At 59.7% G+C, this 13,056-nt stretch carries 15 protein-coding genes; 9 read left to right on the forward strand and 6 right to left on the reverse strand.

Annotation, left to right across the window (positions count from 1 at the left end; all coding sequences use genetic code 11):
* The 3 genes from SB822_RS42580 to lhpH form a co-directional block, all read left to right on the forward strand.
* Nucleotides 1-594 (forward strand): IS110 family transposase (locus SB822_RS42580; RefSeq protein ID WP_410857507.1); only part of this gene is annotated, 594 nt, incomplete at its 5' end.
* 338 nt (nucleotides 595-932) lie between these two features.
* Nucleotides 933-2,051, forward strand: a complete 1,119-nt coding sequence (locus tag SB822_RS42585; RefSeq protein WP_090838508.1) for a branched-chain amino acid ABC transporter substrate-binding protein — start codon at nucleotides 933-935, stop codon at nucleotides 2,049-2,051.
* A 27-nt stretch (nucleotides 2,052-2,078) separates the two neighbouring features.
* On the forward strand, nucleotides 2,079-3,086 hold the full coding sequence (lhpH, locus tag SB822_RS42590) for a trans-3-hydroxy-L-proline dehydratase (protein ID WP_007734433.1): 1,008 nt from the start codon (nucleotides 2,079-2,081) through the stop codon (nucleotides 3,084-3,086).
* Nucleotides 3,087-3,450: 364 nt separating this feature from the next.
* On the opposite strand, the gene SB822_RS42595 is transcribed toward lhpH, so the two are convergent.
* Complete coding sequence (locus SB822_RS42595) at nucleotides 3,451-3,825, reverse strand: hypothetical protein (RefSeq protein WP_007588410.1); 375 nt, start codon at nucleotides 3,823-3,825, stop codon at nucleotides 3,451-3,453.
* A gap of 458 nt (nucleotides 3,826-4,283) precedes the next feature.
* Between SB822_RS42595 and SB822_RS42600 the strand changes: the two genes are divergently transcribed.
* A complete protein-coding gene (locus SB822_RS42600) occupies nucleotides 4,284-4,565 on the forward strand; it encodes a hypothetical protein (protein WP_079500140.1) in 282 nt (93 codons plus the stop codon).
* 539 nt (nucleotides 4,566-5,104) lie between these two features.
* Here the strand turns inward: SB822_RS42600 and SB822_RS42605 are convergent.
* Nucleotides 5,105-5,620 (reverse strand): phasin family protein, encoded by a 516-nt coding sequence (locus tag SB822_RS42605; RefSeq protein ID WP_079499415.1) that lies wholly within the window; start codon nucleotides 5,618-5,620, stop codon nucleotides 5,105-5,107.
* A 273-nt stretch (nucleotides 5,621-5,893) separates the two neighbouring features.
* On the opposite strand from SB822_RS42605, the gene SB822_RS42610 reads away from it, so the two are divergent.
* Nucleotides 5,894-6,640, forward strand: coding sequence for an esterase/lipase family protein (locus SB822_RS42610; RefSeq protein WP_090838506.1), 747 nt, complete (start codon nucleotides 5,894-5,896; stop codon nucleotides 6,638-6,640).
* A gap of 495 nt (nucleotides 6,641-7,135) precedes the next feature.
* Here SB822_RS42610 and SB822_RS42615 read toward each other — a convergent pair whose 3' ends face one another.
* Nucleotides 7,136-7,294 carry a hypothetical protein gene (locus SB822_RS42615; protein ID WP_007745052.1) on the reverse strand — a complete coding sequence of 53 codons (159 nt, stop codon included), beginning with the start codon at nucleotides 7,292-7,294 and terminating at the stop codon, nucleotides 7,136-7,138.
* Nucleotides 7,225-7,566 (reverse strand): diguanylate cyclase domain-containing protein, encoded by a 342-nt coding sequence (locus SB822_RS42620; RefSeq protein WP_090838505.1) that lies wholly within the window; start codon nucleotides 7,564-7,566, stop codon nucleotides 7,225-7,227. The genes SB822_RS42615 and SB822_RS42620 overlap by 70 nt, the downstream gene beginning before the upstream one ends.
* Before the next feature lie 306 nt (nucleotides 7,567-7,872).
* On the opposite strand from SB822_RS42620, the gene SB822_RS42625 reads away from it, so the two are divergent.
* Entirely contained in the window at nucleotides 7,873-8,427 is a 555-nt protein-coding gene (locus SB822_RS42625; RefSeq protein ID WP_090838503.1) for a fasciclin domain-containing protein, read from the forward strand.
* A 254-nt stretch (nucleotides 8,428-8,681) separates the two neighbouring features.
* Here the strand turns inward: SB822_RS42625 and SB822_RS42630 are convergent, their stop codons facing one another.
* Both SB822_RS42630 and SB822_RS42635 read right to left on the reverse strand, forming a co-directional pair.
* Nucleotides 8,682-9,215 carry an IclR family transcriptional regulator C-terminal domain-containing protein gene (locus tag SB822_RS42630; protein ID WP_409373095.1) on the reverse strand — a complete coding sequence of 178 codons (534 nt, stop codon included), beginning with the start codon at nucleotides 9,213-9,215 and terminating at the stop codon, nucleotides 8,682-8,684.
* Nucleotides 9,121-9,756 (reverse strand): FAD-binding protein, encoded by a 636-nt coding sequence (locus SB822_RS42635; protein ID WP_244144685.1) that lies wholly within the window; start codon nucleotides 9,754-9,756, stop codon nucleotides 9,121-9,123. Before SB822_RS42635 ends, SB822_RS42630 begins: the two co-directional genes overlap by 95 nt.
* Before the next feature lie 519 nt (nucleotides 9,757-10,275).
* Between SB822_RS42635 and SB822_RS42640 the strand changes: the two genes are divergently transcribed.
* From SB822_RS42640 to SB822_RS42650, 3 genes are all read left to right on the forward strand, one after another.
* A complete protein-coding gene (locus tag SB822_RS42640) occupies nucleotides 10,276-11,112 on the forward strand; it encodes an IclR family transcriptional regulator (protein WP_007588400.1) in 837 nt (278 codons plus the stop codon).
* A gap of 301 nt (nucleotides 11,113-11,413) precedes the next feature.
* Nucleotides 11,414-11,605, forward strand: a complete 192-nt coding sequence (locus SB822_RS42645; protein WP_090838501.1) for a hypothetical protein — start codon at nucleotides 11,414-11,416, stop codon at nucleotides 11,603-11,605.
* A 20-nt stretch (nucleotides 11,606-11,625) separates the two neighbouring features.
* On the forward strand, nucleotides 11,626-13,041 hold the full coding sequence (locus SB822_RS42650) for an MdtA/MuxA family multidrug efflux RND transporter periplasmic adaptor subunit (protein WP_090838499.1): 1,416 nt from the start codon (nucleotides 11,626-11,628) through the stop codon (nucleotides 13,039-13,041).
* Nucleotides 13,042-13,056: the final 15 nt, after the last annotated feature.

Genomic DNA, 13,056 nt, shown 5'->3' on the forward strand with positions numbered 1-13,056 from the left:
GAACAGCAAGCGCTGGCGGCGCTCGTTGCGCGGCGTCGGCAGTTGATCACGATGCTCGTCTCCGAGGGCAACCGGCTGGCGCCCGCGCATGCTCAAACCCGCAAAAGCATCGAAACCATAATCCAGGCGCTGAAGGATGAACTTGCCCGTATCGATAGCGATATGGGCGGGCATATCCACTCGCACTTTGCGGACCTGTCAGCGTTGCTTCGTACCGTTAAGGGAGTGGGCGATGCAACGATTTCGGTTTTGATTGCCGAAGTCCCTGAGCTGGGCAAACTGACGCGACGGGAAATCAGTGCGCTAATTGGCGTCGCGCCAGTCAATCGCGATTCAGGCACGATGCGCGGCAAACGAACGATCTTTGGGGGCCGAGGCGGCGTGCGACGTGTCCTTTACATGGCTGCCCTGGTGGCGACCCGTCACAATCCGGCGATCAGGCTGTTTTATCGCCGCCTCGTCGAAGCCGGAAAGCCAAAGAAGGTCGCGCTCGTCGCCTGCATGCGCAAACTGCTGACCATTCTGAACGCGATGGTCAAAGCCGGCAGGCCGTGGGACGCATCGTTTCATGGGACGGACCTCAAAAATGCTTGACCTCCAAGACAGTTGCTATCCTCTTTGAGAAGGAGGTGCCGAAATGGGCAAGACTCGTACACCGTACCCAGCGGAATTCCGGGCGCAGATGGTGGAACTGGTCACGTCGCTGTCCGGGCCACGAAAGGGAACGCCGGAGACGCAATTGTTCGCTGACAAATTGACGACTCGCAAACTCGACGCTGTTGGATGTCGTGGCATCGTAGGTCTCCAGGCATTCAATCCCGCATCCTCTTCAAAACCATCAAATCACGGGTTTTTCCTACTTTCGATAGGTTGCCCGGAAACCATGGCTGAATTAGTCTGGTCGCTCACCAGTCTAAAACTTTGGAGACATAATGCGTCTGACCATAACAATGGCTGTTCTAACAGCCGCCGGCTTCGTCGCTTCAGCGAACGCACAAACCGTCGTCACCATCGGTCACTCGGCTCCGCTTACGGGACCGCAGGCACCAAACGGGAAGGACAATGAGAACGGAGCACGTCTTGCAATCGACGAGTTGAACAAGGCTGGCGTCAGTGTCGGCGGTCAAAAGGTGACCTTCAAACTGGACTCAGAAGACGACCAGGCTGACCCGAAAGTTGGTGTTCAGGTCGCGCAAAAAATGGTCGACAGCGGCGTGGTCGCAGTGATGGGTCCATACAACTCGGGTGTCGCTATCCCGGCTTCAAAGGTGTACAACACGGCAGGAGTCCCGATGCTGCCCGTTGCCTCGAATCCTGCGCTGACCAAGCAAGGCTTCAAGAACATCTTCCGTATTGGCGCAAGTGATGAACAACTGGGTGGCACAATGGGCCAGTTCGCAGCCAAGACGCTGAAGGCGAAGACCGCTGCAGTTATCGATGACCGAACGGCGTACGGGCAAGGAGTTGCTGAGCAGTTCGTGAAGGAAGCCAAAGCCAACGGAATCCAAATCATCGACCAGCAGTTCACCAACTCGTCGGCCACTGACTTCCTCGGCATTCTCACCAGCATCAAGTCCAAAAACCCTGACGTTATTTTCTTCGGTGGCTACGCCTCGCAAGGCGCGCCGATGGCAAAGCAAATGAAGGGTCGTGGCTTGCGCGCCAAGCTGCTCGGTGGCGACGGTATCTGCTCGGCCGATATGGGCAAGGTTGCTGGTGAGGCGGCATCCATTGTCTACTGCGCTCAAGGTGGCGTCTCGTTGGATAAAACGCCGGCCGGCCGCGAATTCCTGCAGAAATACAAGGCTGCCTACAACATCGATACGCAGGTGTACGCGGTTAGCTACTACGACGGCGTCAAGCTGCTGGCCGATGCGATGGTCAAGGCTGGCACCACGACCGATAAAGCGAAAATCACTGCCCAACTGTCCAAGACCGACTACAAAGGCGTGGCAGGAACGTACTCCTTCGATGCGGACGGCGACCTGAAGGGCGCACCGACCACCGTGTATGTCATCAAGAACGGCCTGCCGGTGCCCTACGGTCAGTGAAGTTGATAGCGTAGCAACGAATGACACATGAAACTCACTCGCACCATTTCTACTGTCGAAGTCCATACCGGCGGAGAGGCGTTCCGCATCGTCACCAGCGGACTTCCTCGTCTGCCGGGCGACTCCATCGTGAAGCGTCGCGCATGGCTGAAAGAGAACGCAGACGACATTCGTAAAGCATTGATGTTCGAGCCGCGTGGCCACGCCGACATGTATGGCGGCTATCTGACTGAACCGATTAGCCCGACTGCTGACTTCGGAATCATTTTCCTCCACAACGAAGGATACAGCGACCACTGCGGACATGGCGTTATCGCGCTGTCCACCGCGGCAGTCGAGCTGGGTTGGGTCCAGCGCCAGATTCCTGAAACGCGAATCGGTATCGATGCACCCTGCGGCTTTATCGAAGCATTCGTGCAGTGGGACGGCGAACATGCCGGTAATGTTCGCTTCGTGAACGTCCCGTCGTTCATCTGGAAGCGTGATGTCACTGTCGAGACACCGTCATTCGGTACGGTCAAGGGCGACATCGCTTTCGGCGGTGCATTCTACTTCTACACCGACGGCGCGCCTCACGACCTGGAAGTTCGCGAGTCTTCGGTCGAAGACCTGGTCCGCTTCGGCGCTGAGGTGAAGCAGGCCGCAAACAAGGCCTTCCGGGTTGAACATCCGGACATCCCGGAAATCAATCACATCTACGGCACCATCATTGCCAACAAGCCGCGGCACGACGGTTCGACGCAAGCGAATTGCTGCGTGTTTGCTGACCGGGAAGTGGACCGCTCTCCAACCGGCTCGGGAACAGGCGGCCGTGTCGCTCAACTGTACCTGCGCGGCGAACTCGGCAAGGACGAAACCCTGGTAAATGAGTCCATCATCGGGACTGTTTTCAAGGGACGTGTGCTCAGCGAAACGAACGTTGGTGATTTCAAGGCGGTGATTCCGGAAGTCGAAGGCAATGCGTATATCTGCGGCTTCGCACAATGGATTGTTGATGAGCGTGACCCCCTGACGTACGGGTTCCTCGTTCGATAAACGGCTCCTTGCAGTACCAGTTAGCGCGGAAAGCTGCGACTTAGCATCCGCGCTTTTTTTCGCCCGCGGACAGGTTGGAGCCCCAAACAGAGTGAATGTTGTCTGGAGCACCTGAACGTTTCAACATAGGTCCATCACCGTGCCAAGTTCAGCCTATGCGCAATCCTCTCTGCCGACAACCAAACGGCGTTTTGAGCTTTATGTGCCGCTTCGCGCGCGTGCCCGAAGCAGCTCTCGCCCGGTTCAGGACAGTTCGACCCGACCATGGGATACAGGGCGTATGCGGAGTTCGGACTGACATCTTCTCGAGCATGACTTAACCTCGACGGCATAAGCTTGCGCCCCGGCCAAGGAAACCACGACGTCAAACTTGAACCATGGCGAGAAGCGCCGGCACGTCGCCGATGACACGACTCTGATGTCCCTTGCCCGTGGTATCCCCAAGCAGTATCGCGCCTCCTGCCGCGACGCGACGTCGCTCACCGTCACTGGCCTCGAACTCAATCTCCCCGCTGAGAAAAAATACCCACAGGCACGTGGGCGAAGGATGAAGGTCTCCGACCCATCCGCTGGGCACGTGCACAAAACCGTAGCGGGTCGCTGCCGCGAAATCCGACACGTCAAAGGATTCAGCGGGGGGTGCGAAGTTGCGGGTGACCAGTTCGATGTTTACCGACGCAAAGTGACTTTCGCCAACCGAGTCTGAAAACAGTTGTGAAAACGACAGTGCAAACGCCACGGGGTTTCTCCTTCCGCGGCCTATGTTCCAGTCGGCGTTCGACGTGCCCCGTCAGAGTGTCTCGGAGGCCTGCGTTACTCAGCGCCGCGCGAGACGTCGGCCGCACAACGACTCACGTTGAGTGTCCCGCCCGCCGGCCCGGGCGTCAAGGCACGGTGACGTAAAGCGAGGACAACGCGCCAGCACGGCGAACCGGGTCGCAGAGGTGTGCTGTCCGCTTCGCCGGGACTATTTCTGTCCTGGCCCGATGTAAGACGCACGTGGCTCCGTCGGCCGCCTTCCTCCGCGGCGACCGCCTGTCGCCAGCTCAACGCGAAATTTTCGGTTTCAGAACTCACAAACCCGTGGTCAACATCCCGGCCATCGGCGACGTTAAGGATGCAAGAGGCGAGAACCGTCCGCCTCGCGACCCGCGCTCATTTCAACGCCGGTCGGCTTTGTACCTGCTGGAGCGGAACATGAAAAGCGTGAACGGGCACTCGCTGCGTTGCCAGGTCGAGAAATGGCTCGCACCGGCTCCGGCGATATCGGGTCATGTAACCAGATTCAGTCGCACCCAGTTGGGCGGGCGACGGTGTGTGTACGTTGAGACGTCGTCCTCACGCGGAGTGCGCGCGTTGTTCTTCTTCAGGCACGATGACGGCGGCTGGTACGTGTTTCCGCCGGCTGCCGACAGGCCGAGGGGAACTGCCGGCAGCATTGCTCGTGAGGGGTCGGCTCTGACGTCCACACCCCTGTAACGCCGCGGACCATCGCGCGTTACGCTCGCGGCTAGCCCCTGGTGGACGTCGCTGGGTCCGCCATGAGATTGTTGTCGCCGGGCTGATTCCATCACTTCCCGCGTACGGCGCCGAATTGCCGGAAGAACAACAACATCGTCCCTATCACCACAGACAGAACACGCGTCAACGGCATGCCAGGCAACACTGGCGAACCCCATGTCGACAGGAAAGACGAGGCCCGATGAAACCCGCGCGTTGGAGCGCATCGTAAGCGCCGCTCGCTACGTACAAGCCGCATCGAGCGCCCTTGAACGACACTTCGCGTCAGATGGCAACGGCCGGCCATCGACGCTCGAACTTGTCAGGTTCGAAGCGAATCCGTGGAGAACGAGTTGCCCTTCGCGCTCGAAAGCCGTCGCGCAAATCCGACCGAACTGGATGTTCTGGTCTTCGAACCGGGACTCGCCGTCTTTCGACCAACCATGGAGCGTCCACCGCCGCGCCGGCGCCCGCGTTTCCGAAACACGGAATGTTAAGGCGGCGGGCGCGAGCGAGTACTACGCTTCGCTGGCAGCGGTTTCAACGGCCTTTTTGGTCGCTTTCGTGGCAGCCGCATACGCTGCGCTAGCCGTCTGGCCCGCCGCACCGAAACTGGCCTTCCACATAGCCGCAATCGCGTCACCGCCCGGCACACCCGGCAGTGCATTTTTCGACAGGTTGTCGAACCACGCCTTCGTGTCAAATGCAGGCTGTTTAAAGACCGTTTTGGCCGTCGCCTCGAATTCAGCCTGGGTGCTCGACACGATTTCGTTCACGTGCGTCCAGTAGGCCTGCGCTTTTTGAACGGCGGTCTGCAGCTGGCTTGTCTGAACTGCGAAAACGGCCTGCGGCTCCTTTCTGGAAAGGGACTGGGCAGCGAGCTCTTGCGCTTCGGCTAGCGTTGCCTTGACCGTCTGCGCGTTGAGCTCGATGAGTTTTTCGAAGCCCAGCAAAGCCTTGCTGGTAAGGCCGAAGGCTGTGTCGAAGCCTGCTTTGGTTGCACCGATAGTTTGTTCAGGGACGAGAGAGGTCATGGTCGATTCCAAAAGAAAAGTGGGGCCGCACGTCGGCCGATGAATATGCTGCGATGCAACAATGCAGACTCATCATAACCGCGAGCGCTGCGAAGTCAATGCAAATTTCAAGTATCTATGGGCTTTGGTCCTGCCCCGTCCGGCGCTCGGCCTTTCCGTTTCTCCTCCACAGTTGAGATGAATGAATGTGATATTTTCATAATCATGTTGCATTGCATCAATAAGGTCTCATACTGGGGATTACCCGCACATACGTGCTCCTATGGAGATGCAATGACAAGCATTGAACTCAAGCCGCCCTCGGCAACGCTTCTGGCTCTGGAACCGTTTCGCGCAGCAGTTGACTATGTCGCTGGTCAGGCCCCACTGACCTTCCCGCTGCCACTTGGCGACGGCCACCCGGTACTTGTATTTCCAGGCTTGGGTGTCAGCGGGGCCGCCACGTCGGACTTGCGCCAGCGCCTGCAGCGGCTGGGCTACGAAGTCTATGACTGGGAACAGGGCGTCAATTTCGGGCCGAATGGTGACAATGACCTGCAGCTCGAACTCCTGGGCGACCATCTGAAGCAGATACATTCGTTGCATCGACGTTCGGTCTCGCTGGTCGGCTGGAGCTTTGGTGGTATCTATGCCCGTCAGTTGGCCGCGAAATATCCGGAACTGGTGCGTCAGGTCATCACGCTGGCGACACCTGTTGACGATAACTCGGACGCTACGCATGCGGGGTGGCTGCTGAACGTGCTGAGCAGCGGCATCGCTCCAATGAATCTCGACTCGACGCCGCACCTCGATGCAGCCCCGTCTGTTCCATGCGCTTCCGTCTATTCGAAAACTGACGGCATTGTTGCGTGGGAGGGATGTGTGTCGGCGGAGTCGCCGAGTCACCGCAACATCGAGGTCGAGGATGTGAGCCACTTTGGCATGGTCCATCATCCGGAGGTGCTGCGCGTGGTGGCAGACCTTCTCGCGCAGGATTCGCACGGTTCTCCGCTTGCGGTCACGCAGGCCGTCGACCGATAAGACTGTGCGCAGTTACGCGGCCTACGTCAGACGACAAATGAAAACGACAGCGTGGGCAGGCAACGCGGCCCGCGCTAACGTTTAATCTTCCAACTGGGTACGACGGTATCGTTGCCTCACCCACCAACCTCGCTGAACATCTCAACCGACTTTGGAGGCGACCGATTGGAGGTCTTGAATGTGAGGTGACCCTCGACGCTTAAGCCGACGAAGACTCGTTCGCTTTCAGGAATATGCACCGCACGTCGATTAGTCGAGCCCGGCATCGTGGATTCACGTCCTTTCCGGGAGAAGATGTCTTGCTCGCCGCCGCCCGGTTTCAATGTGCTGCCCGATGGAACGCACAAGCACCGAGGACGTCATCCATTGAACGTGATGCGGGTCCGGCAACGCTTCCTTGTGCTGCTGGTTGCAGCATGTGCATTCTATGTTGCACGTCGAGACGACAGGCTTCGCCAGCTAATGGAAACGCCCCGTTTCTGGGGCGTTTCCGTTTCAGGCTTTCGACTTGTTCTTGGGGCGCTGTTTGGTCATTTGGGGGCTTTTCTCGCCCTGCGCCTTTCCGGCGGCCTTCGCCGGCGAGGCTACCTTCTTCTTGCTCGACATTTCGGCTTCAGCCCCGTGAGCAGGCGAGGCCTTTCTGGGCGATGGCATGATGTACTCCTTATGTCTCGTGCCGTTTTGGCACTTTCCACGATAGGTGGCGTATTGGCGAGAATCAAGAGTCGAAAGAACGACGATTCGCCTCGTTCGACGCGCAATTCAGACTCTGTCGGCTCCTGGTCATCGACGTCCACGACGCATATGCAATTCCTGCCTTGCCGTTTGGCAGCATACAGTGCGCGGTCGGCGGCTCCGATGAGCAATGCAGGGTCGCTGTCTTGCCCGGCCTGCGTCGCAGTGACTCCGACGCTAATCGTGACGATACCTGGCCCCTACTGCAGAGTCGTCGAGCAAGTCCCTCAAATCTATCGTGCCGCCCAAACCAGAGGCCCGGAACGTATAGGGTGGGCATTGGACCGGCTAGTCCACGGCGCTGCCAAAGCGCAGCCGCGCTGCACCCGGGTATGCGTGCAAAAAGAAGCACGGGCAACGAGCGCTCCACTCCTTCTTCGCCACGCCAACGTGGCATTGCTTTCATCGTCCAGGCTGATTTGAATCCAGGCGCCGGTGCCTCCCGTATATACGGTCATGGCAGCGCAATCGAGCGTTGCCTGTTTCAGGAGACCAGCATGAAGCGCGCAATATTCTTTGCGGTTGTGGCACTGACGATGGCAACGTCGAACGCATTTGCAGCAGGTGAACCTGTCATGGTGGGCGGACAGGCGATGTATCCCAGCAAGGACATCGTAGACAACGCTGTCAACTCAGCGGACCACACTACGCTCGTTGCTGCAGTCAAAGCGGCTGGGCTCGTCGATACCTTGAAAAGCGCTGGCCCGTTTACCGTCTTTGCCCCGACCAATGAAGCGTTTGCAGCATTGCCTCCGGGCACTGTAGAGACGCTCGTGAAGCCGGAAAACAAGGCTGCGCTGACCAGCATCCTGACCTACCACGTCGTCCCTGGCCGATACGACTTCTGGAAGCTGGACACGGCTATCAGGGCAGGCGGTGGGAAGACAGAGCTGAAGACCATCAACGGAGAGATGCTCACGTTTTCGGAAAACGGACCTCACAACATTGTCGTTGCAGATGCCTTCGGGCACACCGCCGAGATTTCGACCTATGACGTCGTCCAGAGCAACGGCGTCATCATGGTAGTCGACAAGGTGCTGATGCCGAAATAGGGGCCGCCTCAATGAGTGGTCGTGCACTCGAATTTGGCAGATGCGGATACCCATTTTCCGTGTGTGAAGGTCAAGCAAAACGTGGGTGAAGACCAAGTCATGTCGACGAGCGTCGACATGACAATCGCATTGCTGAAACGATGTGGAGCGCAGTGTTGTACCTAAGTCCCTAGCAGGAAGTAGCTGCGAGAGATTGCAGAAAAGAATCGTGGCAGTTTCAGTTTATTTGATGACGAGAGCGAACCCGTGCGCCATCACTCTTCCTGGTTGCTATCAACTCTCTTGTTTCGTTGTCGCCTCGATCCGCCTGTCCTTCGCACATTTCGGTAGGGAGTAGCGAGTGCCTCCGTCTGCGCCCTAACTCTTCGTGCTTCCCTCTGCCAATGGCGCTTTCCTCCGCGCCTAACTGAGGAAGCCTTCTCTGGTTTGCGCACGGAAAGCTTGTCGGACACGCGAAGTAATTCTTTCGCCAATGTACCCTGTGCCGAAGCATCAAGCTTGTCCGATGGACCGAAGAGCGTTATTGAAAGGACTATCTGGCCCGCGTGGTCGAAGACGGGTGCGCTTAAGCTGTCGACGCCGGGGATGGGTACACCTTGAGTTCGTGACAGAAGGGTGTGCCGTATATCTGCTGCGAGGCGATTAAGGTCATCATCTACATTGGCTACCGCAGGTCCCTGACTTTTTGCGACTTCACGACCGAGCATATGCTCCAATTTCTGTTGCGGCAGGAATGCCGCGAAGAATCGCCCTGCACCGCTGTGGACCATGGACATCACAGTGCCGATATGTAGTCCGACATCGAGATACGTCTCTGCGCCTTGATATTGAATGACTGTGGGACCAAAGTCCGTCCAAACCGCAACGAATGCCCCATGACTCGGGTCCTCGAGCAGGTCGCCCGCCAACCGGATTGCCCGTTGCACCGGGTAGAGCTGCACGAGAGCCCGCAATCCTAACGTCAGTGCACGCGGCCCCGGCTCGAAACAATGAGTCATCCGGTCTCGCCTGAACGACTGCGAACAGTCCCCGAATCGGTGAACCGTTCGAGTCGAGAACACGGCAGGACGCATCAGCCTTCAGACCGGCGAATGTCCCGACGTCGCCGACCCGAATTTTCAGCGCATAGAATGGCCCGCGCTCGATAGGTGCGACGCACGGATTTGGCGAGTGGAGAGCATCGCCCTGGTAACGGTTATATGCTTTACCGCCCTTGCCGAAGAGCGCGGGTCCCGGCCAAGAGTTGCCTCGGCGTTGTAACCCTGTACGGTCTCCTTGAGGTTCAACGCGTTCACACCAATTTTTTCGGCCAGCAAGAAAACCCGCCATAGGGCGAATCAAGTAACTTCTGAACGGGAATGTCCGCACGGACTGACGGCCCGCCCATCGAGTTCGAGGGGTGATGGCACACGACTCCGAACTGCTGCGACGCAGCAGCGAAAATACGAAAGCCGCAGACTTTGTTGTCACCCCATAGCACAAAAAAAAGGCGCCATGTTTCCATGGCGCCTTCAAAAAGTTCTAGCCATTCCGAGGGCCGTGCTAGAACCTGAGAGACGGTACTGAAAAACTACCTGGAAAGCGGCGCCGCAGCGGCTGCATCTGCTTATGACACGCGCGCGATTACCGCTCGCTTTCGAAATATAGTTCCATTTTTTATGGTAATGCTGACTAAGTCAAGCAAAATTTAATCGGTGCGGACTGCTCAAAAGTTACATTCCTATACAATGAATCGTCGTAGGAAAAAGGGACTTAGGCCTTGCTGAGAGAAGGCCTGGAGCGCTTCGAAGGAATCGGTATCCCGGAGCGTGTTCCACAATATTGAAATAACGTTTCATAAAAACCAACATGAACCAGTCATCGACGCGCCCGGCCGTCATGGATTCCGCGAAAGAAAAAGACGGTTCCGGCGACGAGGTCACCGCGCTCGCACGCGGCCTGACGGTACTCCGGCGGGTCGCGGCCGCCGACGCCCCACTGTCCAACCGCGAGCTGACCGAACTGACGGGCATTCCAAAACCGACCGTCTCCCGGATCACCGCGACTCTCGTGAGCGCCGGCTTTCTGTTCCGTCTGCCCGACAGCGAGCGTTTCGTGCTCACGTCGTCGGTGCTGGAGTTGAGCAACGGCTTTCTGCGCAACTTCGACATCCGCGCCCGCTCGCGGCCGTTTCTGATCGAGCTGGCCGAGCGGACCTCGCTGTCCGTGCACCTTGCCGTGCGCGACCGGCTCGAAATGGTCGTCATCGATGCGATCAAGCCGCGCTCCGCCGTGCTGGTGTCGCGCCTCGACGTCGGCTCGCGGATGGACCTGAGCCGCACCGCCGTCGGACGCGCGTATCTGGCGGCGCTCACTGACACCGACCGCGAAAAGCTGCTGATCGGCTTGCAGGCCGCGGCAGGCGACGACTGGGGAAACATCAGCGCCCGGCTCGACGCGGCGCTGCGTGAAACGACCGCGCAAGGCTTCGCCATCGCGACGGGTGAATGGCACGAAGGGCTCAACGCGATTGCAGCCGGCTTCATCGGGCCTTCGGGCGAACGTTACGCGGTCAACTGCGGCGGGTCCGCGCATCAGTGCCCGCGCGACTGGCTCGTTTCGCGCGCGGCGCCGGCGCTGCTCGCGACGATCGACCGGATCGTCCACGAGATCGGCGGCACACCGGGGCGCCGGCTCGACGCCTGAGCACGGTGAGCCACAGTCGCGCGCCGCAGCGGCAAGCCGATGAAAAACCCGACATCCCGCTGACGCACGCCTTTCGACCGCGCGAAATCTGTGTAACGGTCGTAATCCGCCGAAAAATACGCCGCTGGACTGTAACTCGGCCCGGGACGTAGCATCATGCTTTCCCGCGCGCCCGGGGAAGCTGCCAGAGTCTTCCTCGCGCCCCGCCAGCGCATGCGCATCGGCAACGCGGGCGGGAACGCGCCCGGCAACGGACGCAGCGGCGGACACCAGCACGGCCAACAGGGAGGAGCCGTCAGTCATGCCGATAACGTGTCTGGCCGCGAGCGGCCGCCGTCACGTCACGGTCATCGCAATGAATCACGCATCAATTAGCATCGCGCAGGCACGCGCGATCAACACGAAGCGGCGCCCGGCGAAACTCGGCCGCGCGTATTGCACGTACACCAGCACGTACACCAGCACGTTTGCCCCAGCACGTTTGCCCTATTAAGCCAGCCACCTGATCGAACGATGGACGAACAAAAAAAGCAGTCTGAACCTTCACGCAACGCCGCCCCTGCCAGCCCGCCTCCCGGGCGCGATCCCGGTCCTGGACCTGGCGCGGTCAAGCGGCATCGCGGGCGCACGATCGCTCTGATCGTCGCCGTCGTGGTGATCGCGGGCATCGTGCTGGTGCGCTGGCATCCGTGGAACAAGACCACTGACGGCGCGAGCGCAGCAGCGGGCGCCAGCGGCGCACAGGCGGGACGTGCCAGCGGCGGCGGCCGCCGCGGCGGCGCAGGCGGCGCGAACCAGCCGCAACCCGTTCACGTGGCGACCGTCAAGCAAGGCGAAATGCCCGTCGTGCTGAATGCGCTCGGCACCGTCACGCCGCTTGCGAACGTCACCGTGCGCACGCAGTTGACAGGCACGCTGCAGACGGTCGCATTCCAGGAAGGTCAGATGGTCAACAAAGGCGATCTGCTCGCGCAGGTCGATCCGCGTCCGTATCAGATCAGTCTCGCGAATGCCGAAGGCACGCTCGCCAAGGACACGGCACTTCTGCAAACCGCCCGTCTCGACCTGAAGCGCTATCAGACGCTGCTGTCGCAAGACTCGATCGCGAGCCAGCAGGTGGACACGCAGGCGTCGCTGGTCAAGCAGTACGAAGGCCAGGTGAAGGCGGACCAGGCGAACATCGACACCTTCAAGCTCGATCTCACCTACGCGCGCATCACGGCGCCCGTCTCGGGCCGCGTCGGCCTGCGCCAGGTCGACGCCGGCAACTACGTGACACCGGGCGACACGAACGGCGTCGTCGTGATTACGCAGTTGCAGCCGATCAGCGTCATCTTCACGACCTCCGAAGACAACCTGCCCGCCATTCTCAAAGGCATGCGCGCGAACAAGAAGATGTCGGTGACGGCGTACGACCGCAGCAACACGACCTCGCTCGAAGCCGGCTATCTGGAAACCATCGACAACCAGATCGACACCACCACGGGCACCGTGAAGCTGCGCGCGACCTTCCAGAACAACGAAGGCCTGCTGTTCCCGAACCAGTTCGTCAACACGCGCCTGCTCGTGAACGTCGTGAAGGATGCCGTGATCGTGCCGACTTCGGCGGTACTGAACGGCTCGATGGGCGCGTTCGTGTATGTCGCGAAACCCGACAACACGGTAACGGTGCGTCAGGTGAAGGTCGGCCCCGTCGACGGCGAGCGCACCAGCATCGCGTCGGGCCTGCAGGTCGGCGAGCGCGTCGTGATCGACGGCTCGGACCGGCTGAAGGAAGGCGCGAAGATCACCATTCCCGCCGATCGTCCGCGCGGCGCGTCGGGGGCTTCAGGCGCATCGGCGGCCCATGCGGCTTCGGGCGCGTCCGGTGCGATGGGTGCCTCTGGCGCGCACCGTCATCGGCACGCGTCGCAGACGTCGGCGGAATAAGGCACGGCTGATACC

Source organism: Paraburkholderia sp. SIMBA_054, from assembly GCF_046534875.1.
GTDB lineage: Bacteria > Pseudomonadota > Gammaproteobacteria > Burkholderiales > Burkholderiaceae > Paraburkholderia > Paraburkholderia hospita.